At 45.3% G+C, this 23,575-nt stretch carries 17 protein-coding genes; 6 read left to right on the forward strand and 11 right to left on the reverse strand.

Translation table 11 applies throughout. The features are described 5' to 3' along the window. Window positions 1-37: 37 nt before the first annotated feature. Both M2133_RS02345 and M2133_RS02350 read right to left on the reverse strand, forming a co-directional pair. Window positions 38-1,507, reverse strand: coding sequence for a hypothetical protein (locus tag M2133_RS02345; protein ID WP_277464360.1), 1,470 nt, complete (start codon window positions 1,505-1,507; stop codon window positions 38-40). A 57-nt stretch (window positions 1,508-1,564) separates the two neighbouring features. Next, complete coding sequence (locus tag M2133_RS02350; RefSeq protein WP_277464361.1) at window positions 1,565-2,386, reverse strand: hypothetical protein; 822 nt, start codon at window positions 2,384-2,386, stop codon at window positions 1,565-1,567. Between the two features lie 245 nt (window positions 2,387-2,631). Between M2133_RS02350 and M2133_RS02355 the strand changes: the two genes are divergently transcribed. From M2133_RS02355 to M2133_RS02370, 4 genes are all read left to right on the forward strand, one after another. Further along, window positions 2,632-3,627 (forward strand): radical SAM protein, encoded by a 996-nt coding sequence (locus tag M2133_RS02355; RefSeq protein ID WP_277464362.1) that lies wholly within the window; start codon window positions 2,632-2,634, stop codon window positions 3,625-3,627. A 948-nt stretch (window positions 3,628-4,575) separates the two neighbouring features. Continuing rightward, a complete protein-coding gene (locus M2133_RS02360) occupies window positions 4,576-6,000 on the forward strand; it encodes an aspartate ammonia-lyase (RefSeq protein ID WP_277464719.1) in 1,425 nt (474 codons plus the stop codon). A 137-nt stretch (window positions 6,001-6,137) separates the two neighbouring features. Beyond that, entirely contained in the window at window positions 6,138-6,398 is a 261-nt protein-coding gene (locus M2133_RS02365) for a type II toxin-antitoxin system HicA family toxin (RefSeq protein ID WP_277464363.1), read from the forward strand. A gap of 6 nt (window positions 6,399-6,404) precedes the next feature. After that, the gene (locus tag M2133_RS02370; RefSeq protein ID WP_277464364.1) at window positions 6,405-6,749 is read left to right on the forward strand and encodes a type II toxin-antitoxin system HicB family antitoxin; all 345 of its coding nucleotides are present in this window, start codon (window positions 6,405-6,407) and stop codon (window positions 6,747-6,749) included. A 7-nt stretch (window positions 6,750-6,756) separates the two neighbouring features. Here the strand turns inward: M2133_RS02370 and M2133_RS02375 are convergent, their stop codons facing one another. The 9 genes from M2133_RS02375 to M2133_RS02415 form a co-directional block, all read right to left on the reverse strand. Next, complete coding sequence (locus M2133_RS02375) at window positions 6,757-9,135, reverse strand: FtsX-like permease family protein (RefSeq protein WP_277464365.1); 2,379 nt, start codon at window positions 9,133-9,135, stop codon at window positions 6,757-6,759. A 359-nt stretch (window positions 9,136-9,494) separates the two neighbouring features. Next, complete coding sequence (locus M2133_RS02380) at window positions 9,495-11,879, reverse strand: ABC transporter permease (protein WP_277464366.1); 2,385 nt, start codon at window positions 11,877-11,879, stop codon at window positions 9,495-9,497. 26 nt (window positions 11,880-11,905) lie between these two features. After that, window positions 11,906-14,278 carry an FtsX-like permease family protein gene (locus M2133_RS02385; RefSeq protein ID WP_277464367.1) on the reverse strand — a complete coding sequence of 791 codons (2,373 nt, stop codon included), beginning with the start codon at window positions 14,276-14,278 and terminating at the stop codon, window positions 11,906-11,908. Window positions 14,279-14,526: 248 nt separating this feature from the next. After that, window positions 14,527-15,288: a hypothetical protein gene (locus tag M2133_RS02390; RefSeq protein ID WP_277464368.1), complete on the reverse strand. Its 762-nt coding sequence runs from the start codon at window positions 15,286-15,288 to the stop codon at window positions 14,527-14,529. A 7-nt stretch (window positions 15,289-15,295) separates the two neighbouring features. Beyond that, complete coding sequence (locus M2133_RS02395) at window positions 15,296-15,793, reverse strand: GtrA family protein (protein ID WP_277464369.1); 498 nt, start codon at window positions 15,791-15,793, stop codon at window positions 15,296-15,298. 33 nt (window positions 15,794-15,826) lie between these two features. After that, window positions 15,827-16,351, reverse strand: coding sequence for a 3'-5' exonuclease (locus M2133_RS02400; RefSeq protein ID WP_277464370.1), 525 nt, complete (start codon window positions 16,349-16,351; stop codon window positions 15,827-15,829). Between the two features lie 207 nt (window positions 16,352-16,558). Next, the gene (locus M2133_RS02405; protein ID WP_277464371.1) at window positions 16,559-17,329 is read right to left on the reverse strand and encodes a DUF3307 domain-containing protein; all 771 of its coding nucleotides are present in this window, start codon (window positions 17,327-17,329) and stop codon (window positions 16,559-16,561) included. A gap of 27 nt (window positions 17,330-17,356) precedes the next feature. Beyond that, window positions 17,357-18,094 carry an RNA polymerase subunit sigma-70 gene (locus tag M2133_RS02410; RefSeq protein WP_277464372.1) on the reverse strand — a complete coding sequence of 246 codons (738 nt, stop codon included), beginning with the start codon at window positions 18,092-18,094 and terminating at the stop codon, window positions 17,357-17,359. Window positions 18,095-18,214: 120 nt separating this feature from the next. Beyond that, on the reverse strand, window positions 18,215-21,169 hold the full coding sequence (locus tag M2133_RS02415) for a PEP/pyruvate-binding domain-containing protein (protein WP_277464373.1): 2,955 nt from the start codon (window positions 21,167-21,169) through the stop codon (window positions 18,215-18,217). 111 nt (window positions 21,170-21,280) lie between these two features. Between M2133_RS02415 and gdhA the strand changes: the two genes are divergently transcribed. Together gdhA and queC are read left to right on the forward strand one after the other, a co-directional pair. Next, window positions 21,281-22,615, forward strand: a complete 1,335-nt coding sequence (gene gdhA, locus M2133_RS02420; protein WP_277464374.1) for an NADP-specific glutamate dehydrogenase — start codon at window positions 21,281-21,283, stop codon at window positions 22,613-22,615. Between the two features lie 259 nt (window positions 22,616-22,874). After that, the gene (gene queC / locus M2133_RS02425) at window positions 22,875-23,552 is read left to right on the forward strand and encodes a 7-cyano-7-deazaguanine synthase QueC (RefSeq protein ID WP_277464375.1); all 678 of its coding nucleotides are present in this window, start codon (window positions 22,875-22,877) and stop codon (window positions 23,550-23,552) included. The last annotated feature ends 23 nt before the right edge of the window (window positions 23,553-23,575 follow it).

A 23,575-nucleotide genomic window follows, 5' to 3' on the forward strand; every position in this document is an offset into this window, starting at 1 on the left:
GATACAAAAGGATAGAAAGAAAAGGGACAGTGAAAGTTTACTCTATACGTCTTTTGACCTCATTGCCATTTACTGTAGTTTTTATAAAACCACTCCCTTTTTGATAATACTCATCCCAAACGACAGTTTTATCATTTTCTATGCTAACTGATGTTGTTAATATTATAATATCTTGATTGCTGTCTTCTTGATATCTAACAGAACGAATAGTCGTACTTCCATCTCTATTTTTTACTCTCCACGTATCTGTATCGTCATGAGATGGAAGTTTGAAAATAAGAATTACATCATCATCTGATGTACGTCCATCAAGAATAGTATTGTATTCTGCTCCAATCTGGTAGATTTCAGTTCCTGCTATTTCATAACGGAGATATGTAATCTGCATTTTTTGGCTTTTAAAAAAAGATTCTCGATGTACTGTATAACAACCTGTGATATCATCTAAATAATATGATTCACAATAGCGAAAATCTGGGCTCAGAACACCTGATTCTGGATTCACAATTCCCATTTCTATGCTTTTATTCTGCGGTATAAAATAACCCGTTACCTCTTCAATATTTTCAAATCCTTCTTCTTGTATTATTAGTAACCAAGAAATACCATATGTGATAGTAGAGTCTGTTTTTTCTTCTATTTTAGGAGATAAGGCGTAGACACTATTGCTTGTTACAATATAATTATCTTTCTGCATGTCTATTCCAAAGTCTTTCTCCAACTCAAGAGCAAAAGGGAAAATAGCATAGGCATTATTAAGATCTTCTGAAAAAACTAACACGTTTTCAATATGAGATTTTGGGTATTCCATAGGCGCATATATCAATATCGCATTAGTGTAAAGAAAATTCCCATTCTCCTCTGCCAATAAGTCTCTATCTTTTAATTCACTAAGAATGCTCTTTGAGAAAGGAGTCTCAATTCTTTTAACATACTCAAATGCTCTATCTGCTCCGCGAACAGAAAAAGTAGCGATTTCATCAAGCAGTTCATCATTATATATTTTCCTGTCTCTATCACGCTTTTCTTTCCGTACTAGTTCATGCTGCCTCCTTTCTTGCTCAAGTTCAAATTTTGAAACATTACTCACAGGATTAGTATTTTCATATATCAATTTAGCCTTAATCTCAGAAGATGCTGTTGTAGAACCATCTAATAAGTATACCTTATGAGGGTAGAAAATCAAGTCTCCGATTTGTAAAAGAACATCAGAAGTACGGTAAACTACAATTTCTTTGTCATTTAATGGTTTAGAATGGATCATAGCATAAGGCTGATAATCGCCTATTCCTACAGCTTTAACTACAAGCCCATTGTTGAAATTTTGATTAGATGTTGCGTTTGGAGCATCCATGCCTTTAAAAAAAGCATAATCTTCATCAAGAATAGTATAAATTCGTTTTGCCTCTTCCCTTTTCCTTTCAAGCAAAGTTTGAGCTGCTAAGTGATACGACGAAATAGCGGAAAATAGCAGTATTAAAGTGATGCTTTTTAACAGAATTTTCATTTTTATTTTATTGCTATAGTAAATGGTTTAATTATAATCAATAAGCTGGTAGTTTGTTCATTTTAACCCCTTGATCCATTCCTGATGGCAATCATACCACTTGGGGTTTGAACTACCCAATTTGCTAGTTTGCCTTGGATGTGCTAGTGCGAGAACTTCATATTCTTGATCTTCTATGAGTATTTTGATAGGCATACCATAAGGATTAAAATCTGTCAATTTTTTGTAAGTAGAGTATCTGGATAGAAAGTACTTGATTGGTTGGTCTCCAAGAAGTATAATTTTCTTTGCTTGCGACTGTTTTAGTTCATTTAGTATTTCTTTAATCCTATTTTCGTCAGCGAGTTTTTTAGGAACTTCTGGTATATTATAACCTGGGAGTAGATCCGTTTTAACATATTTATCATATTCACGTTCAAGCGCTTTTTTCTGACTCGAATTTAAGCAAGAATGAGGGATTAAATCACACAACCAACAATCATCTCTTATGTAGTTTAATGGGGATAAATAATGAGAATCAAGGCTTCTTCCTGATGGCCCGTTGAAGATGCTATCTGCAGGCACTAAAGTTCCTAATTCTTTTGGGATATTTATTTTAGAAATAATTTCAGAACTTTCCACAGGGCACCCATTCCAAAATATATATGGTTCACTCGCAACAGCAAGTGCTTTTATTAAAACCTTTCCATCTGAACTGATCCATTTTGCATGTACAGCACTTGCGTATACCCCTAACACAAAAACTTTCTTAGGACCTTCCTTTTCGATCTGCCTTACTGCTTCCAATTTCTGCCCAAAAGGAAAAAAACATTGCCCATTAGCATCCATTATACTCATTATTATAAGTGTTATTGTGATAGTTAAATTCTGTTTCATCATCAAAATTAATAAATCTTTCTGATGATATCAACTTATACTCTGAAACCTTTACTTTCACCCTTATTTTGTTCTCTTTTAGCCTCAATAATCAAATCGCCGTTTCGTCTTGGATATTCTCTTTTTCGCTTTAAGGTCAAGAATAACAATGCGTCTTCATTTTGATGTATCTTTACATCAACTTTATCAAACTTAATTCACAGACAGAGATTGGGCCAGCTTCTAAGAATTATTAATACAGTATCACCATGAAGGCAGACAAAAATTTTTTAGATCTTATTGAGAAAATCCAGTCGGGATATCAAATCACACAGCAGGAATGTGCTTTTTTATTGCAGTTCCCCGAAACATCCCTCGAATCAGCGATTACAAGAGGTGTTGCCGACGTCATGTCACGCGAGAAATTCGACAATACCGGACTTGTTTTCGGACAAATTGGTTTTGAGGTCTCACCCTGTCCCGGGAAATGTAAATTTTGCAGTATCTCCGAAGAGCATACTCAATTCGAGAAAGCTTCGATGAGTGATGAGAACATCCTTGCTTCAGCCGATAATTTTACGGCTTCGGGTGATCTCTTTGCTTTGGCGTTGATGGCAATGCACAATTACGACTTCGAGCGCGTATTACATGTTGTAGCTATGGTACGCTCAAAAATCCCCGCGCAGACACAAATCGTAATCAACATCGGCGATTTCGACCTGACACAGGCAAAAGAACTGAAAGCTGCCGGAGCAAACGGGGCTTATCATTTGACGCGCCTTCGTGAAGGAATCGACACCACACTTGACCCTGAAATCCGCAAACAGACTATGGGACATATCAAACAGGCAAGGTTGGATCTGTATTATTGCTGTGAACCGATCGGGCCGGAGCATACACCGGAAGAAATGGCTGAACAGATTTTCAGAGGAATCGATTACGGCTGTTTCCAGCACGGAGCGATGCGCAGGGTGCTGATTCCGACATCACCTTTGGCTAAATATGGGCAGATATCCGAACTACGCCTGGCGCAGGTTACGGCTGTTGTTACCCTCTCCGCTTTGTCGTGTACTGAACTGAAAAGCATCGGTGTTCACGAACCCAATTTATTGGGAATAACAGCAGGAGCCAACGCGATTTACGCCGAAACAGGCATTAATCCGCGCGATACCGAAAAAGAGACTTCGGGACACCGGGGACTGGATATCTCGGACTGTAAACAAATGTTGACCGAAGCCGGATTTAGTAAACTCTTTCATATTTAGATATTTTCAGCCTCCTTTCATGTCGAAAAAAGAGGCGGAATTTTCGTTCCTAATCCACCCGGTATCGGATTTTTGATGGATGCCGATCTTCAAAAAGGGTGAGGATTTGCAAGTCCGGAAGGACTGGTATGTGGAACCCCAAAAAATTTCCTGCATGAAACAAAAGTATCTCTCAGGTGGAACGATTTGGAATTCTCTTTCAGGCCGTTAAAAGGCCGGCAGCCTTTTCGAAAACTCCGGCAGCCTTTTCGAAAACTCCGGCAGCCTTTTCGAAAACCCTGCCGGCCTTTTCAATGAAGGAGCGTTTTTTTGTCGTCTGATGGCGGATGTTAACAAATGCAAACAGCAAACCATGGTAAACCTATCATTCCGCACATAGTTTTTCATTTTTTTACTTACATCATACAGCCGGAATAGGCAACAATGTTAAACCGATCACTATTGGAACTCTCCAACAGGTATCGGAAAGTTACTTACAGGAATTTCACTGCTTTTTTCGCTGTTTAAAATAGTTATATGGCTAATATACAGATACAAAAGAAAATCCTGTATGATGTAAGTAAAAAAACGAAAAACTCTGTTCGGAGGCTATTTTGGGGATTTCCCGTTCCCCAATGACTCACTTAAGACCTGCAAATCGGGGATCACTCCAGATTTAGAATGAACGACCTTCGAGCTGATCTTTCATCAATCGATTGGGTAGTCCAGACGTTCTTCTAAATATATTTCTATCATTAAGACAGTACAGAAAGGGAGCAACCCGCAAAACCAGCCCCATCCACTATACAACTTTCCCGAAAATAATTGCTTTTCCTATTATTTTGTTATACATTCGCCGCCGAAAGAATATGCTTTCAAATGCGTGACGCCAAAGTGCTTTTGCTGTATATTCATATACGAACAAACATAAAGAGTAAAACTAAATTTAAGAAAAACATGAAAGACTTGATGCATTCGGGAAAAACCCGTCAGGAGAGTGATTTGTTAGGCATGAAAGAGATCCCCGCTGAGGCGCTTTATGGGGTGCAGTCGCTACGGGGGTTTGAGAACTTCCATATCTCGGGGGTGACCATGCAACAATATCCCAACTTTATCAAAGGAATGGCCCTGACCAAAAAGGGGGCGGCCATAGCGAACCACAAACAGGGCCTTTTGACCGACGAGCAACTCCGGGCGATCTCTCAGGCTTGCGATGAGTTGTACGAAGGTAAACACCATGAATATCTGATCTCCGATATGATTCAGGGTGGGGCCGGTACGACGGTGAATATGAATGCAAATGAAGTGATCGCCAACCGCGCGTTGCAGATCATGGGCAAAGAGCTTGGCGCTTATGAGTTCTGTTCTCCTAATGACCATGTGAATGCTTCGCAATCGACCAACGATGCTTACCCGACTGCTTTTCATTTCGGCCTGTACTTGGAGAGTGAGAAACTAAATGAGGCGTTCGAGCTGTTTATCCAGTCTTTGGAAAAGAAAGCCGGCGAACTGGATTCGGTTATCAAGATGGGACGTACCCAGTTGCAGGATGCTGTGCCGATGACTTTGGGGCAGACCTTCCGTGGCTTTGCCAATCTATTGAAAGCAGACAAGAAAAAGCTGGAAGCCGTGCAACACGATCTCTTATGCGTCAATATGGGGGCTACGGCTATCGGTACGGGTATTTGTTCCCAGCCGGGATACAGCAAGCTTTGCATCGAGGCATTGCGTGAAATTACAGGATGGGACGTGACCCTGGCCGACGACTTGGTAGCTGCCACTTCGGATACCTCGGTTTTGGTGGGTTATTCTTCGGCTATCCGCGCGATCGCGTTGAAGGTGATCAAGATCTGTAACGACCTTCGCCTGATGGGTTCCGGTCCGAGATGCGGATTGCATGAGATATTCCTTCCGGAGATGCAGCCGGGAAGCTCTATCATGCCGGGCAAAGTCAATCCGGTTATTCCCGAAGTGATGAATCAGGTGTGTTATAAGGTAATAGGCAATGACACGACCATTATGCTGGCTGCGGAGAATGCCCAGTTGGAACTCAATGTGATGGAGCCGGTGATGGTTTACAGCCTGTTCGAATCGATCAACCTGATGACCAATGGCCTCCATACCCTTCGTACCCTTTGCATCGACGGTATCCGTCCGGACGTAGAGAATTGCGAGCGACAGGTCAAGTACTCCATTGGTATTGTTACGGCCTTGAACCCGATCATCGGTTACAAGAACTCGACCAAGATTGCCAAAGAAGCCATGCAAACGGGCAAAGGCGTGTACGACTTAGTCCTCGAACACGACATCCTGTCGAAAGAAGACCTGGACACTATCCTGGCTCCAAAGAACATGATCGAACCGGTCAAATTGGAGATCAAAGCAAAACATTAACAGGTCTGTTTGAGCGACCTGCAGATATTGAAAAAGCACTTATAACGGTTGGTTATAAGTGCTTTTTCTTAAAAAAACAGATCATCCCTTTTGCTTATTAGTACTAAATTTAGTACCTTTGCGTAGGATAACAATAAATGAGTACTAAAGAAAAGCTGATAGAACGATTTAGAGAGTTGCCGAAGAACTTCACTTTTGAAGAAACGGTAAAACTACTTTCTATCTTCGGTTATAAGCAGCACAATAAAGGTGCGACATCCGGGTCCCGTATAAGATTTAAGAATGCGGAAACCGGACTTTATATAGATCTGCATAAACCGCATCCCAGAAGTATCATGAAAGGATGGATGATGAAAGCGATCTATCAGCATCTGAAGAATAACGGACTTATAAAATAAGACGCCATGGATTATTTGGAATACAAAGGATACAAAGGAACTGTCGAATACAGCAAGGCTGACAATTGTCTTTTTGGGAAAGTTGTGGGCATGAATAAAGACTTGATCCTTTACGAAGGAACTACAGTTGATGAGCTTCGCATTGATTTTGAGGCCGGGATCGACAGTTACCTTGAAGGCTGCAAGGTCGACGGGGTAGAGCCGCGTAAACCTTTTAGTGGAAAACTCAATCTACGAATGCCTTCAGACCTTCATGCTCATGTAGCCTCACTGGCTGCCACCACAGGTACAACCATCAATGACTTTATCAACCGTGCGATCGAGCATGAAATACAGGCTGTTTCGCAATAGTCACCCCTCACTCATCCCTCAACGCCTTCACCGGATTGCCCGCTGCGGCCCGGTAGCTATGCCAGCTGACGGTCAAGAGGGCGATGCCGGTTACGGCAAGTAAGGCGACGACGAATACCCCGGCGGAGAGGGCGACCCGATAAACAAAGCCTTGCAGCCAACGATCCAACAGGAGCCAGGAGAGCGGTGCGGCGATCAGGAATGCGATACCGATCCAAAAGAGGAAACGTTTGTTCAGTAATTGCAGGATTTGTCTGATCGTGGCGCCGTTCACTTTGCGGATACCGATCTCTTTCGTCCGTTGCTCGGCCGCATATAAAGCGATACCATAGAGTCCGAAACAGGTAAGGAATAGACTGATCAGCGAATACATCAATAAGAGATCCGCCAGCCCGAATGTTTTCTGATTCAATAAGAGGAAATCCTCATATACATTCCGATAAACGAACAACTGGCCGGGATTCTGTTTCTCCCAGATTTGTTTGACTTGCGCCAACCGCTCCGGTTGGTTCTTATCTAAACGGAAATACACATAGCTATCGAGCCTGTTCGCCTCATTTTCTATATGAATAATGGCGGGAGGGATCTCCTGCTCCAATGAGCCGTTAAAGAAATCTTTAACCACGCCGACAATAGTGGTCATCGGATTCTCTTTCGACCCGTCTTCTTCTTTCTGTCTATAAGTATACTCTTTGTCGTAAGCTTTAAGCGGTTTGCCGATCGGGTTCTCGTCTTTCCCGACCAACACATCGGCGAAGCGTTGATTGATATATACCGGACGAGGATAGCGTTCAAGGGCTTCCTTGGGTTGCATACCTTGCAATAGTTCGATTTTGAAATTAGACAGAAAACCGGTATCTCCTCCGTATTCTGCCAGCCCGAGATACGTTTCGTTACCCTGCTCATCCGGAATAACAATCTGTCGGATACCATAATGGAACAGGGAAAGCATGGTGGTGTTGATCTCGCCTAACTCCGGTTGACTGCGTAAGGCTGAGACAAAAGGTTTTGCACGACTCTCATTCCCTTGCGGGAGTTCTATTTCAATCAGTCCACGATAGCCCGCTCCGCCCTGACGGATCAGTCCAAGCTGGCTATTGACCGTCAGGGTGGCAATAACCAAAGTAATGGATATGACGAATTGCATAACGGTCAGTATAGAGATAATGCCTTGTTTCTTTTTCCCTCCGGTCAGATCTGCGGTGCGCTGCCGGGAAACAACCGCCAGCTTCCGCCCAACATACAGGGCGGGGATAAGAGAAAGCACCAGGATCAGTCCGATCAACAAAGGCATGACCTGCCCGCTGAAGATAAACGAAGCCTTCATCTGCCCGGAAAGGACCGAGTTTAAAACCGGGATCAGGTCGTACATTATCAGTAACGAGAGCAGGAAGCCGATACATACGGTAAGGAAAATATCCAGAAACAGTTGTTTGTGGATCTCGAATCGGGTGGCCCCCATCAGTTGCTGCACATGGATCATCTTCACCTGTTGCAACAAGCGCGAAAAGTTGAGATTGATATAATTGAAGCAAGCAATCAACAGGATCAATAAGGCAGAGAACAAACCGATATCGAGGGTCAGCTTGTTTTGCTTGCGCAGGTAAAAAATACTTTGCGCTTTATATTCCTTGAAATGGTTTTCCTGTAAACTGTACAGATAGTAACGTCCTTTATCGACCATAAAGGTTGGGATCTTATCTTCTTTGAGGCGAAGGGCAAACGCTTCCGCGTCGATGGCTTGGTTCATCAATAGGAAAGATGTTCCACCATATTCCGGTTTCATGGCCGTGATGGCGTCGAAGGTAAGGATAGATTGCTCGCGCTCTTTGATCACGGCTGCGACCTGATACATCGTGCCTCGTTCGGGTGAATGATAGATACAAACCGATTGACCAAGCGGATCTTCCTTGCCGAAGAACCGACGCGCAGTCGCTTCCGATAGTGCTATTTTACCCGGACTATTCAATGCCTCTTCCAAACTCCCCGTTAGGGTCTCGTAAGGAAAGAAACGCGGCAGAGAAGCATCGGCAAGCATCAGATTTATCGGATCGTACATCGTTTCACCGACGGTTACATGAGAGACATTTGTATTGTTGAGACAGAGGTATTCCTCCACTTCCGGATAACGCTCCTTGATCATACCGGGGATATGATCGGAAGCATAAAACACCTTATCCCCCTCCTGAAAAGGACTATCCTGAACCAGGCAATAAATCCGCTCCCGGTTCGGATTGCCCGCCTCCACATGATATTCATGAATCACGAATGCCACCAACAGATTGGTACAGGCAATACCCACCGCCAGGCTAAGGATAGAAATAACGGCAAACGTTTTATTCCGCCACCAGCTCCGGAAGATCAGTTTGAGGGATATGTTTTTCATAACATAGTCGTTCTTTCCCCAAAACTAATCAGTCTTTATCGGGCAACCAACAAGAATCCTTTCTTTTATCCCAAACCAGGGGATATCGTCCAAATATTTGACAGTTGCTAAAAACTTTGTGAAACATTGTGCAAGCTTCGTGAATTGGAATATCCTCACTTCTCACCCTATTCGAAACCCGCCTCAACCCCCTTTTTCAAACTACCAGTACTTTGCGCGCAAACTACTAATATTTTGTCGACAAACTACCGGTAGTTGGTGCGCAAACTACCGGTAGTTTTTGAAGAGATTATTAAGATCTCATTTTCAACGACTTAAAATTTAAGATTATTCAATTCTACAAGTTTTATTATGGCTTTTTATTCATCCCGTAACGCCTTCACCGGATTGCCCGAGGCTGCCCGGTAGCTATGCCAGCTGACGGTTAAGAGGGTGATGGCGGTTACAAGCAGTAACGAGAGGATATAAACCCAGATACTGAAATCGGCACGGTAGACAAAATTCTGCATCCAACGGTCGAGCAATAGCCAGACTACCGGAATGGCTACCCCGAAAGCCACGCTGATCCAGCCGATAAACTGGCGGTTGAGTAACGTCATAATCTGCCAGGTGGTCGAGCCGTTTACTTTGCGGATACCGATCTCTTTCGTGCGTTGCTCGATGGCGTAAAGCGACATACCGAACAGGCCGAAGCAGGTCAATAACAGGCTGATAATGGAATACATCATCAATAGGTCGGAGAGCTCAAAGAGTTTTTTATTGTTGTTCAATACCCTCTCGCGCAGGTTCTCATGTTCGAGGTAATCACCCGGATGCAATTTATCCCATTCGGCATAGATCTGTTGCAGGGCAGTAGAGAGGTGGTTGGGATCGATACGCACGGTCAGGTTGTAGCTGTCCTTCGTATAGGTGATGATGCCTTTGCCGATCGGTTTTTCGAGGCTGTTGACCACATGGGTCCAGTAATAATCTTCCACCACACCGGCAATCAGGTGGTCCACCTCTTTACTGTATAGATATTCACCGAACTTCGGATCAATCTCTTTGATTGAATGCCCGATAGGGATTTCTCCGTCCGGAAAGAGAATATCCGCCCAGGTACGGTTCAGGTAGGCCGGGTTCGGGAACCGGGCAATTGCCTCTTTCCAGGGCAAGCCTTTCAATAGCTTGTGATTCATTACCTCCATCATATCCTCATCTCCGTTGTCCATAGTGCAATAGTCGATATAGCTGGCATCCTCCATTCGTGCCTGAAGCGGGTGGCTACCGATGGTAGTGGTCGCCGCCTGCACACCCGGAATCAATGCGATACGTTCTTTCAACGAACCCATCAGTGTGGTCAGCCGTCCCTCTCCGCCGATCGAAAAGGAATAAAGATCCCGATAGTTCTCCGTATTTCCCTGGAGAAGGGATAGTTGCTGTCGCAGGGTGAAGCTACCGATGATCAGTACGAACGAAATGGCAAACTGCACTACTGCCAGCGTGGTAATAATCCGCTGCCTGGCTTTTCCCCGGTAGAAATTATTATAGGAAGAGATCGACATCTCGGGCAGGCGCCGGCTCATATACAACGCCGGGATGCAGGCCAACAAGAGTATAAAGCCGAAGGTAACGGGCAATACCTGGCTGCTGTACAAGAACGAAGCCGGCACCTGAACGGACATGATCCGGCTCATTACCCCCAACAGGTCAAACTGTATCAACTGCGCAATCAGGAAACCCAAACCCACGGTCATAAACGTATCGAGAAAAAGCTGCCCGCTCAGTAGCTGGGGATTGGCGCCCATCAGTTTCTGTATATGCAGAGAGTGTAACTGTTTGAATACCCTCGAAAAGCTAAGATTGATATAATTGAAACAGGCAATCATCAGGATCAGAACCGCAGAGAAGAGAGCGATCCACAATAGGTTGCGGTTCGGCGTTTTCAATAAGGTACTCAATCCTTTTGTTTCGGTTGTTAATGCCGGGTCGAAGCATGTCTCTTGCACGCTTTGAAACGTATACTTCATCGGTGTGCCTTGTCCGGAGGGACTCTTGAGAACCAAGTCTTCGGTCTTCGCCTGCAGTTCGGCTATCGAAACATTCTCTTTTAATTTGAAATAGGTGGTTGCCTGGGCAGGCTCAGCCATCAGTAAGGCATCAAAACGATTCGCTGCCTGATAGTCGTCCTTGATTACCGCTGAGACCGTAAAAGATAATAAGCCGTCCCGCTTCTCCCGCGGAAAAGACCGGAAGAAGATCTGCACCATTTGCCCGATCGGATCGGAGTGCCCAAACAGGCGCCGGGCAAACGATTCGGTCAATACAACCCGGTCGGGCCCGACCAACGCGTCTTCCAGACTCCCCCGAACAACCTTTTGCGGAAAGAAACGATAGAAAGCCGTATCGACATCCAATACATTAAAGTCGGTAAAGAAATGTTCCCCTACCTTACCGTGCGAAACCGTAAAACAATACTTCACCACGCACGCTTCATCCAGTTCCGGTACATGACTGGACAACTGGTCGACCACCGTAGGCGGAATAGTATAGTTCTCTACCCCACTATTCGTATACGTCCGCTTCACCGCCACAATATGGCCACGGTTCGGATTATCCCCTTCCACATTATACTCATGAATCACAAAGGCTGCCAATAAATTCACACAGGCAATACCCACCGCCAGGCTGAGAATGGAAATAATCGTAAATGTCTTATTCCGCCACCAGCTCCGGAAGATCAATTTGAAGGATATATTTTTCATTTTCTTTTGTGTATAATCTAATTTTTTTATTCATCCCTTAACGCATTCACCGGATTGCCTGACGCCGCCCGGTAGCTATGCCAACTGACAGTCAGGAATGTTATGCCCACTACAATTCCTAATGGCAGGATATAGGTCCAAATACTGAACTCGGCACGGTAAACAAATCGTTCCATCCAACGGCTGAGTAACCACCAGGATAAAGGAACAGCAATTACATAGGCCACTGCGATCCAGGCTATAAACTGGCGATTGAGCATCATCATGATCTGCCAGGTAGTCGAGCCGTTTACTTTGCGTATGCCGATCTCCTTTGTGCGTTGCTCGATCGCATAGAGCGCCATGCCGAACAGGCCGAAGCAGGTCAGTAACAGGCTGATGATCGAATACATCATCAATAGGTCTGACATTTCAATGATCTTCTTGTTCCGGTTCAATACCACATCGTAAACACTCTCATGCTGCAGGTACTTCTCCGGATAAAGTTTGTTTCCTTCTTCATAGATACGCCGGATCACTTCATCCGCCTGTTTCGGATCGATTTTCACCTGCAGGTAGAAGCCTACATCTCTCCTGTAAACAATAATCGCCGCATCGACAGGTCTTTCCATATCACCCCGGAAGAAATCTTCAACCACTCCGGAGATCACATGATTTCCATAAGGGCGGCCACTTCCATGCACCGGATCATAAGCCATCAGTATATCACCGATTGGAATATTTCCGTCCGGGAATAAAAACTGAGCGTACGACTGATTCAGATATACCGGGGTGGAGTATAATTTCAAGGCTTCATCCCAGGGTAATCCCTGTATTATCTTATGTCCCATAACATCCATAATGCCTTCGTCGCCATCATCCAGCATGATAAAACGATGGCTTTTTTCACCGTTTTCAGTATACTCCCCACTATACCCCGGTGCGTCATATAATGTAGAAATACTGGAAGCAATGGCCTCTATACCGGGGAAATGGGCAACACGTTCTTTCAATGGACGCAAAGAGGTTACGCCGTCGCCTAATGAAAAAGCATAAATAGGTTTATAATTCTCTATCTTCTCGTATACGAGTGAAAGTTGCCGGCGTACGGTAAAGGTCCCTATTATTAAGACAAGCGATATAAGAAACTGCAAGATAGCCAAAGAGGCAATGATCCGTTGTTTTGCTTTGCCCCGGTAGAAGTTATTATAAGTAGAAATAGACATTTCCGGTAGGCGGCTACTCATATAGAATGCCGGGATAAGCGCCAGAACAAGAATAAAAGCAAGGGTAACAGGCAACACCTGATTGCTATACAGGAAAGAGGCAGGTACCCGGGCAGACAGGAGGCGATTGAGTATCGACAGGAAATCAAATTGTATCAATTGCGCGATAAGGAAACCTAAGCCGACAGTCAAAAATGTATCAGCGAATAACTGCGTTCTCAATTGTCTGACCCCCGCACCCATCAGTTTCTGAATATGTATGGAGTAGAGTTGCTTGAAGACACGGGAAAAGCTCAGGTTTATATAATTAAAACAGGCGATTGCCAATATCAGGATAGCGGACAAGAAGGCTATAAACAATAAATTGGTATTGGGTTTTCTTATAGGTGAGGTGGGAAGTTCCTTGTCAAGACTGGCTTGCTGAAGACCTAAGAACGAATATTCAGCGTTTCCTCTATTATAGGAGTCTGGGTAAATAAGCAGGTTTTTAGTTTTGGCTTGCAATTCGGCAATCGTCACATTGTCCTTTAACAGAAAGAAAAGCGCTCCGGACTTTGGCCTTCCGAAAACTAAAGCCTCAAACATCAAAGCGGACTGTTCATTCTTTTTGATGATGGCTGAAACCGTAAAAGACCGTATGCGCTGAATCTCTCCCAGGCTGCCTAAAGGTTGTATCCGAATGGTTTGCCCTATAGGATTCTCCCGCCCGAATAATCGTTTGGAAGCAGATTCGGTCAACACGATTTTATTGGGATCGCTTAATGCCTCCTCCAGGCTGCCCATCAATACCTGTTGTGGAAACAGATCGGCAAAAGTCCTGTCGGATTCAAGAATCTTCAAGTTGGAAAAGAGGTGTTCTCCGGCTTTGCAGGAACTGATATATAATTCATTTATAACCGTTGATTTATCCAGTTCAGCCACTCTACTGATAAATCGTTCGGTATAACGGGCAGACTGCCCATTAATATAACGATACCCTGTCGTTGAACGGCCCGTTTCTGTTATGGTTTGCTGCGCTACTACAATTTTGTTTCTATTGGGATTATCCGGTTCTATATTATATTCATGAATAACAAAAGCGGCCAACAGGTTGGTACAGGCAATGCCCACCGCCAGGCTAAAGACAGAGATAACGGTAAATATTTTATTCCGTCTCCAACTTCGGAAGATCAATTTGAAGGAGATGTTTTTCATGATACTGCCATTGTTTTTCCAAAACTAATCAGTCCTGCCTGCCCGGCCAATAAGAATTTCAATCTTTTATACCGGAACGTAGTAAATCGTCCAAATATTTGACATTTCGCGTAAAAAAACCTTGCATTTCCCTTTGTTTTTCCCCTTGATTTTTCAAGAATTATAAGGCACTGTAAATGAATATATTGCAGGGAGTAGTTGTTTGTTGATAATTATCAACAAATGATTACTCTCGCCGGAAAAACAACTTACTGTCCAAAGATCAAGCCGATCCCCAGGTGGAGATTGAGGGTGCGGCCGGCGGTGGTTGTTTGGTAATTGGCCCGGTGAGGTTCTTCCCCTTGGGTTAGGGTGGTCAGTCGGGCGTAGGATTTTTGCAGGGGTTGTTGATAATCGGCGTTGAAGACCAGGAAATATCTTTCATTCATGAAATAGTGTGCCGACAAACCCAGGTTGAGAGAGAAAGAAGAAGCGTGTTGCTTATAGACAAAACTGATCGGACGGCCGTCTTCGTCCTGTCCATTCTTTTCTTTATCCCTGTCGGGCAGGTAACAGCCATAGCCGACGCCCAATGCGGGATAGATCTTCCAGCGGTTGCTTTCGAGGCGATACACCAGGCCGGCATGGGCTGACGGGCGCATCCGTGAGACGGGCCAGAAGAGCGTGCCGACCAGTCCTTCGAACACCTCTTCCAATAGATCGGGATCGAGGTATTCGGATTTCCGTTCCTTATAGAAAGACATCTGCAGATTAGCATACCAACCCAACCGCCGGGAGAAAAGATGCGTCAGCCGCATCGCCCATACGGGAGCCACCTCCGGCCGGGTCGCCAGTAAAGCCGCATACGGATCGGAAGAGGAACGCACCAGATCGATATTCGCCCCAAACGACGTTTGCATCAACCAGTAACGGCTATAAGGTTCCACGCCCTTCTTCACCGGAAACGTTTCATTTTGCCCATAAGAGAAAGCCGCACAGAGGAGGAATAGGAATAAGAGTTTGAGTTTCATAAATATTTCATTTACTAAAGTTCTCCGTCCGTTGATAATGGCGGAAAGTGAAATGGCGTTGGGAAAGGTAGCTGACCAAGGTGCAGATGACCGTGACCAGGAATTTGGAAGGCGTCGGGTAGAAATGCAGGTGGTCGACGAAGAATTTCAAGCCCACATAGTTGATCAACAGGCTGATGGAGACCACCAACAGGTAACGGCCCATCTTCGTGCGGTTCTTCATTGGCGAGCCTTTGAAGACCACGTAGTTATTCAGCCAGTAACCGGTGAACAGGGTGATGGGGAAAACCGTCAGGAAGGCCGCGATATGCGGAGAGATGACGAGAAAGCCCAGATCGAAATTCGTTTTGTCGAACACGAAATTATAGAATACCGCGTACAACGCGATATCGAACACCATATTTCCTCCGCCACAGGCCGCGTACTTGAAGGTATCAAAAGAGAGGAACTTCCGGAAAAAGGGGAAGTAAAACCAGGCGATGATCTTTTCTATTTGTTCTTTCACATTTGTTCCTTTTGCAGGGGGCAAATATACAATTTAATCTCCAATAGCGAAAAGGCCCTCTTCCCCGTCCATCAGTTCGAGGGCGATCCGGGCACAGGCTTCGGCATCGGCCAGCGCATGGTGGTGGTTCGACAGGTCGTATCCGCAATAGGCCGCCACGGTGGGTAGTTTATGATTGACCAGGTGTTTCAATTGTTTGCGCGCGACCTGCAAGGTGCAATAAAACGGATAGCCGGGATAATCCATCTGATAGGCGCGAAAGACCGCTTTCAGGCACTTCTCGTCGAACGCTTTATTATGCGCGATCAGAGCCAGTCCCCGGATCCGCTCTTCCACTTCGCGCCAGACGGTGGGAAAGACCGGCGCGTCTTCGGTATCCTCCGGCCGGATACCGTGCACCCGGATATTCCAGTAGTGATAATAGTTGGGTTCGGGCTGGATCAGGCTGTAATAGCGATCGACGATCTCCCCATCCCTGACAATCACGATACCGACGCTGCAAACACTGGTCGGCTGCTCGTTGGCTGTCTCAAAATCAATGGCGGCAAAACTTATCATGGTGTAATATTCTCTTTCCGGGAGCCAAAAGTACAAAATATAAAGAAAAACAACCGGAGCTTTAAACCTTTTCAATCGCCAACAGTCTATCTTATACTAAACAGCGAACACAGAATGAATATAAGGTAAAGGTCCAAAAGGCCTTATTAGGTTAACACATTTATGAGAAGAAGAAGAGCGAACCCAGTGATGAGTTCGCTCTTTATTTTAGAATATGTAACTTAAAAACGATTCAAAAAAACCTTTTTCAATACCGATTCCCATAAGTAATGCGATACCGAAACTCAACAATGTACCAATGAGTACATATTCCGTTTTTCCGGCTTTACTGTCATTATACCTTAACACAGATTTTGCTGTGATTATAAATCCGATCGCTGTGTATTGTTGTAACATAACCAAAACCAGAGTTATGATCCGTTCGATAGTTCCTATCCACCGCCCGGCTCTTTCGAGATCATTTTTATCTGCGCCCATCTTATCATACAAGTTCAATGATGACAAACAATTTCGTATTAGGATATTGGTAGGCTTCATACACAGTAATAATCCAGTCGCTGTTAGCAACTGGTGAGTAGTGAAGAGATTCAAATAGTTTGGAACATATCCGTCTCTACTGCAATAGACAGCAACGGCAACATATATTACAAAAAAATGAACTATCTGATCCGCAAAAAACAGGTAATGATTCGTGTATAGCTGTTCATCATTGATTCTCTTTTTCTCTTTAATCCGGCGCTCGATTGTGGATTTCAAAATATCTATTCCGAAGTGAATGATTGCGATAGCCAGTGCATATCCTATAAATCCACAGGTAAAAATCATGCCAAGCGATGTTGTAAATACGATCAAAACATGGCAGTAGATGTGCCACGACCTTAAGTTCCCATTTTGTTTCTTCCGACTAAAATATTCGGGTTGGGCAAAAAAGTCGGCTATAATATGAGCCATAAATTGGGTTAATAATATTTTCTCCATAGTATTCCGATTATTTAATGAGACGTCTTATTTATCATGCTGAAAATCAAATATTGAAAACAGAAAAACAGCTTCCTCTATCGAAGTCCAGCCTGCGTTTTTTGAGTGTTGGTTTACAGATGACTGCGAAACACCGAACTCATGGGCAATGTCTTGCTCTGAGTATCCTACAAGTTTCCATAATACTATTTCACTTTGTTTTCGAGTCATTTTTGTAAATATAGTATCAAGGAGTGAAAATATCGGTTGAAAAATACGATTCTGATATTCGCTTTCCGATCTGAAAAATAAGGTATTCTTTATCGTTACTCTTTCTTTATTCGATGTCTTTTGTTCAGAGATGAGCCGTCCGGAAAGAGTGATAGCCTCCCCTTTTAAAATATTCTTATCTGCCAATTCGAGATCCATATCTCCAATCCCAATGGCGATCCGTATGCCATACATCTCAAATAGTTTTCGATATTTTTCAGTTGTCGGATCATGATTAAAGAAATCGTCCAATGGAAATGATTTTATTCCTGCTTTAAGTGCTAAAGCCACCCGCAGCGCATCATTCGGATCAAACAAAAAGCATTCCACAAGATCGCCAGCGGTTAGACGCATCTTGAGCTTCCCTTTGTTGTTATCATCCTGATAGTTTTGTATTTTCTCAAAGAGATTGTATATCCGTTGAGTAAGATGATCTAATTCTCTTGTCGATAAAGAAGAAGATGCGACTATGTCTGCTGATAGGGTTGCTCTTTTCATTATGTTATTCTTTTTCATACAAATATAAGGGTTTTAGCTTATACTAAAGCATTATAAGCAAAATAACTTATAAAACACTTTTACAAGCACTATCGCTTATAGCTATAAAAAGAAGCCTTTGGGAGACTCTTTGAATCCCTAAGGCTTCAATACCACCCCCAGGCTCTTCTTGCCATCCATCTTGGCGATGATTGGGCGTGGGAAACGGACATGGCGCAGGAAATCCGACTCGAAGACGGCGGGCTGCGCGTTCAGGAAGGCTTCATCAAACCAGCCATCTTCGCGGAATGGGTTGATGGTGAAATAACCCACGCCAAACGAGGTCAGGTTCTGGAAGAAGTGCGTGCCCTGGCTCGGATCGATCCGGTAGTTCTCCAGTCCGCATTCCACGATCACGCGAGCATTACTGATATGAGGCCATTTCACCGGTATGCCCAACCAATGGTCACTGCTTCCCCAGCGACCGGGTCCCACCAGGACATAACCATTCTCGCCTTCCGTAAACTGCCGGTTGAGCTTTTCTATTTCATAAGCGATCAACTGGTTGTTGGTCGAATTGAAAGCTGCTGTCTTTACATATATAATATCGTAGATATCGGAAAGGATGCCGTGCCCCAGGACACTGGTCGAGGTGATGATCGATTCTTCCGCGGTCACCTGCGTAAGGTCTTCGTCCATGACTTCTTTGTTTTCGACGATCGGGCGGATCTGCAACAGGTAGAACGTCGCCCGCGTATGATCGTCGGGATGGATATTGACGGCAAACTCAATCTCGATGGGCCGTCCCATCTCCGTCTGCCCGATTTGTAAGACCTTATCCAGCATCTCCGCCAGCGGGAACACATCATGTTGCAGGATATTCACAAAAGAAAGGATCTTGCGCCCTCCCGGGTAATAGCCGTCCCGGATAATCTGGTCGTAAGGATCATAGGTAGAGACAATATAACGCAGGGAACCATCCGTATCCGCATCTTTCAGGGAAAGACGCAAGAGGTTGAAGGCATCATCCACGGCAAAAGTCTCCGCCAGGTTCTTCAGGTCGAGGGCATAATAGCGGGTTTGCGTCTCCCGAAGGGCAAACTCCATCGAACTCATCTGTAAGATATTATGCGGATGGCGAGGCGAGAAACGCAGGGTCTGTCCCCCGTCTACGATATATTTACCCAGTCCCAGTGCGAGATTAACGATACCGTCTTCCGCCTTCTCATTGCCCAATGGGTAAAAATTCAAGGAACGCCCCACGCCGGAGATCGTCGGATAGAAATGACTGTTGTATTGCGTGCCGACCACTTCCTGCAAGACGATAGCCATCTTTTCCTGGTCGATCAGGTTGGATGTCGCCGTCATATACGCCTTGCTGTCTTTATAGAATACCGAGGCATAGACCGCTTTGATCGCATCGCTGACCGTGCGGAGCATATCGTATTTCTCTTCAATCTTGGGCACCATATACGTCGAGTAGATACCGGCAAACGGCTGATAGTGCGAGTCTTCCAACAGACTCGACGAACGGATGGCAATCGGTCCTTTCAACACATCGAAGAAAGCCATCAGGTCTTCGATCAGTTCCGTCGGCAGGCTGGCGCGCAGGAAGTATTTCAGGATCACCTCGTCGTCTTCATCCGATAGAGCCAACGGGTAGAGATCGTTTGTCTCCATAAACGCATCGAAGATATCGGTACAGATCACCACGGTCTTGGGAATGGTCACCGCGAAGTTATCCGTTACCAGATCCGGGTAGCGTTTCACCATCGCCCCGATAAACGCCAGACCTCTCCCCTTTCCACCCAACGAACCGTTGCCGATCCGGGCGAAATAGCTGTATTCATCGAAACGTTCCTTCTGATAGATCGCCACCACACCGGAGTTCTTCATCCGCCGGTACTGCACGATCAGGTCGAAAATCAACTGCCGCGCTTCATCCATATCCTTATAATCGCTCACATCCACATTGCGCAATACCTCCGCCGGCGGGAACATCGCCCGGGAATAGAAGAAGCGGGAGAAATGGTTGCGCGAGAGGTGATAGACCAGTGAGTCGTCGGGGATATCGAAGATCTTCTTCTGCAAGTCTTTCAAGTCTTTGATGCGCATGATCTCCTCGCGGGTCTGCGGATTGAGGATCACAAAATCGCCAAAACCAAAATGGCGCATGATCTTCTTACGCAGGTCTTGCGGATAGGTCTTGGAGTTCTTGTCGATAAAGGAGCAACGCAGGTCTGCGGCATACGAACGGTTGGACGATTCGGACGATTCGAGCACAAAAGGAATAATCAATCCCGAATCGCGCACATACTGCCCGAACGCATAACCGGCAAGCGGATCTCTCTTCTCATTCCGGGGTAAGTTCATATCGGAGATGATACCCAGGATATGCTCTTTATACTGGTCGAAGATGCGAACGGCCTCTTCGTAGTTGCGCGCCAGTTTGATCTTCGGCCGGCCCCGCATACGCAATGTCCGCTGGTGATCGTTCAGCGCCTCTTTCGAGAACTCCTGGCTTTGCTCCAACACAAACTTATACAGGTGAGGCAGGGCGGAAGAATAGAAACGCACGGAGTCTTCCACCAAAAGAATGATCTGCACGCCGACACTTTCCGTATCATCGGGCGCGTTCATCTTATCCTCGATCAGTTTGATAATGGCCAACAGCAGTTCGGCATTGCCCAGCCAGCTAAAGATATAATCGATCGCCTCCATATCTTCACTGTCCACCCGCTTGGTGACCTCCTTGGAGAAGGGCGTCAACACAACAATCGGAATAGACGGATAACGGTATTTGATCTCTTTCGCCGCGGCGAAGATATCGCGGTCGTCCATATTAGGCATACAGATCACCAATTCAAAATTACGGTCTTCCAATTCCCGCAGCGCCTCTTCTTCAGTGGTTACCTGCGTGAAACGCGGCGGATAACGCAAGCTCAAAGAAGTATATTCATTAAAGATCTGTTCGTCCACCCGCCCATCGTCTTCCAACATAAAGGCATCGTACTTGGTTGCGATAAGCAATACATTATAGATACGCTTATTCATCAGATTGGCGAAAGACGTATCTCTAAACACCAGGTTTTTGAAGTCAGGTATACCACTCATAGTTGTTTTCTCATTTTTCCCGACCAAAAGTAAGCAAAAAAGTTTGGCGTTCAACAAAATTGCCTACATTTGTGACATATTGTTATTCCTCTAAATAAAATATTAAACGCTATGAAGACAGAACAAGTAATGGCTGCATTGGAAGCAAAACATCCGGGTGAAAAGGAATTTTTGCAAGCAGTAAAGGAGGTCTTGATCTCCATTGAAGACGTGTATAACCAACATCCTGAATTTGAAAAAGCAGGTATTCTGGAAAGACTGGTCGAACCCGACCGGGTATTTACCTTCCGGGTATCCTGGGTCGACGATCAAGGAAACGTACAAGTGAACCTGGGCTACCGCGTGCAGTTCAACAACGCGATTGGTCCGTACAAAGGAGGACTTCGTTTCCATCCTTCTGTGAATCTCTCTATCCTGAAGTTCTTAGGTTTCGAGCAAACATTCAAAAATGCGCTGACCACATTGCCTATGGGTGGTGGTAAAGGTGGATCAGATTTCGCTCCTCGCGGGAAAAGCGACGCAGAAATCATGCGTTTCTGCCAGGCGTATATGTTGGAACTCTGGCGTAATATCGGTCCGGACACCGACATTCCTGCCGGTGATATCGGCGTAGGTGGCCGCGAAGTGGCGTATATGTACGGTATGTACAAAAAGCTGGCACGCGAGAACACGGGTACGTTCACCGGTAAAGGTTTGGAATTCGGCGGATCTATCCTTCGTCCGGAAGCAACCGGCTTCGGTGCATTGTATTTCGTGAAGCAAATGCTGGATGCCAACGGTATCGATATCAAAGACAAGACTGTTGCTTTGTCGGGCTTTGGTAACGTAGCCTGGGGTGCAGCGTTGAAAGCGACTGAGATGGGTGCTAAGGTAGTGACGATCTCCGGTCCTGACGGATATGTATATGATCCGGCGGGTATCTCCGGCGAGAAGATCGATTATATGCTGGAACTGCGTAACTCGGGTAATGACATTGTTGAGCCTTACGTACAACAATTCCCGGGCGCTACGTTCTTTGCCGGCAAACGTCCTTGGGAACAGAAGGTCGATATCGCATTGCCTTGTGCAACGCAGAACGAATTGGGCGAAGAAGATGCCCGTATGCTGATTGCCAACAAGACGTTGTGCGTGGCCGAAGTATCCAATATGGGATGTACTGCCGAAGCAGCCGATCTGTTTATCGAACACAAGACCTTGTTTGGCCCGGGTAAAGCAGTGAACGCCGGTGGCGTAGCTACTTCCGGACTGGAAATGACGCAGAACGCGATGCATATCTCCTGGACAGCCGAAGAGGTGGATGCCAAACTGCACCAGATCATGACCGCTATCCACGAACAATGCGTGAAATACGGTAAAGAAGGTAACTACGTGAACTATGTCAAGGGCGCTAACGTAGCCGGCTTTATGAAAGTGGCTAAGGCGATGATGGCACAGGGGGTTATTTAATTAATTGATAATTGATAATTGACAATTGATAATTGACAATTAGAAATACAAACAGACAGGAAGGGAGGGCTTTGGCTCTCCCTTTTTTGCTTCTGCACTCAACATAATCAAGCAAGCTTGCTTCTGTATTTGGCTTTTTATATCTTTGATTCCATAAATGGAATCGAAGATAGGATGCGCCTCAACATAGTCAAGCAAGCTTGCCTCTGTGTTCGGCTTTCACTATCTTTGCCAAGGCTTACTTAAAGTGATAAAGAAAATGAAAAAAGAAAGAAATGCAGCCATGGTTTGTTTCTCCGGCGGTCAGGACTCCACCACCTGTCTGTTCTGGGCCTTGAAACATTTCACGACTGTAGAGACCGTATGCTTCACGTACGGTCAGAAACATTCCCTCGAAGTCGAGCGGGCGCGTGATATTGCGGAGAGTCGGGGCATTGCTTTTCATCTGTTGGATGTGTCCCTCCTGAGTCAACTGGCGCCAAACGCACTGACGGACTCCTCGATCCCCATGGATGAAGATAAACCGGCGGACAGCTATCCCAATACGTTTGTTCCCGGTCGTAACCTGATATTCCTTACGTTTGCAGCTATCCTGGCCCGGTCGAGAGGCATCTATCATCTGGTCACCGGTGTCTCCGAAGCGGATTTCAGTGGTTACCCCGACTGCCGGGATACGTTTATCCGTTCATTGAACGTCACCTTAAACCTCGCCATGGACGAACAGTTTGTCATCCATACCCCGTTGATGAACCGGGATAAAAGCGAAGTCTGGGAACTGGCCGACGAACTGGGTGTTTTCGATCTGGTACGCAACGAGACACTCACCTGTTACAACGGAATCCCCGCCGACGGCTGCGGACACTGTCCGGCATGTACGCTTCGGCGCGAGGGATTAGAGAGTTATTTACGCAAATTGAACGCTGATCATACGGATTAACGGATAGACTATGATGCGGCAAA

This window comes from Parabacteroides sp. PF5-6, assembly GCF_029504695.1.
Taxonomy (GTDB): domain Bacteria; phylum Bacteroidota; class Bacteroidia; order Bacteroidales; family Tannerellaceae; genus QVMG01.

Coding starts and splice junctions, on each gene's coding strand:
- M2133_RS02345 (WP_277464360.1), bottom strand. CDS start 1,507: ATGAAAATTCTGTTAAAAAGCATCACTTTAATACTGCTATTTTCCGCT.
- M2133_RS02350 (WP_277464361.1), bottom strand. CDS start 2,386: ATGATGAAACAGAATTTAACTATCACAATAACACTTATAATAATGAGT.
- M2133_RS02355 (WP_277464362.1), top strand. CDS start 2,632: ATGAAGGCAGACAAAAATTTTTTAGATCTTATTGAGAAAATCCAGTCG.
- M2133_RS02360 (WP_277464719.1), top strand. CDS start 4,576: ATGCATTCGGGAAAAACCCGTCAGGAGAGTGATTTGTTAGGCATGAAA.
- M2133_RS02365 (WP_277464363.1), top strand. CDS start 6,138: ATGAGTACTAAAGAAAAGCTGATAGAACGATTTAGAGAGTTGCCGAAG.
- M2133_RS02370 (WP_277464364.1), top strand. CDS start 6,405: ATGGATTATTTGGAATACAAAGGATACAAAGGAACTGTCGAATACAGC.
- M2133_RS02375 (WP_277464365.1), bottom strand. CDS start 9,135: ATGAAAAACATATCCCTCAAACTGATCTTCCGGAGCTGGTGGCGGAAT.
- M2133_RS02380 (WP_277464366.1), bottom strand. CDS start 11,879: ATGAAAAATATATCCTTCAAATTGATCTTCCGGAGCTGGTGGCGGAAT.
- M2133_RS02385 (WP_277464367.1), bottom strand. CDS start 14,278: ATGAAAAACATCTCCTTCAAATTGATCTTCCGAAGTTGGAGACGGAAT.
- M2133_RS02390 (WP_277464368.1), bottom strand. CDS start 15,288: ATGAAACTCAAACTCTTATTCCTATTCCTCCTCTGTGCGGCTTTCTCT.
- M2133_RS02400 (WP_277464370.1), bottom strand. CDS start 16,351: ATGATAAGTTTTGCCGCCATTGATTTTGAGACAGCCAACGAGCAGCCG.
- M2133_RS02405 (WP_277464371.1), bottom strand. CDS start 17,329: ATGGAGAAAATATTATTAACCCAATTTATGGCTCATATTATAGCCGAC.
- M2133_RS02410 (WP_277464372.1), bottom strand. CDS start 18,094: ATGAAAAAGAATAACATAATGAAAAGAGCAACCCTATCAGCAGACATA.
- M2133_RS02415 (WP_277464373.1), bottom strand. CDS start 21,169: ATGAGTGGTATACCTGACTTCAAAAACCTGGTGTTTAGAGATACGTCT.
- gdhA (WP_277464374.1), top strand. CDS start 21,281: ATGAAGACAGAACAAGTAATGGCTGCATTGGAAGCAAAACATCCGGGT.
- queC (WP_277464375.1), top strand. CDS start 22,875: ATGAAAAAAGAAAGAAATGCAGCCATGGTTTGTTTCTCCGGCGGTCAG.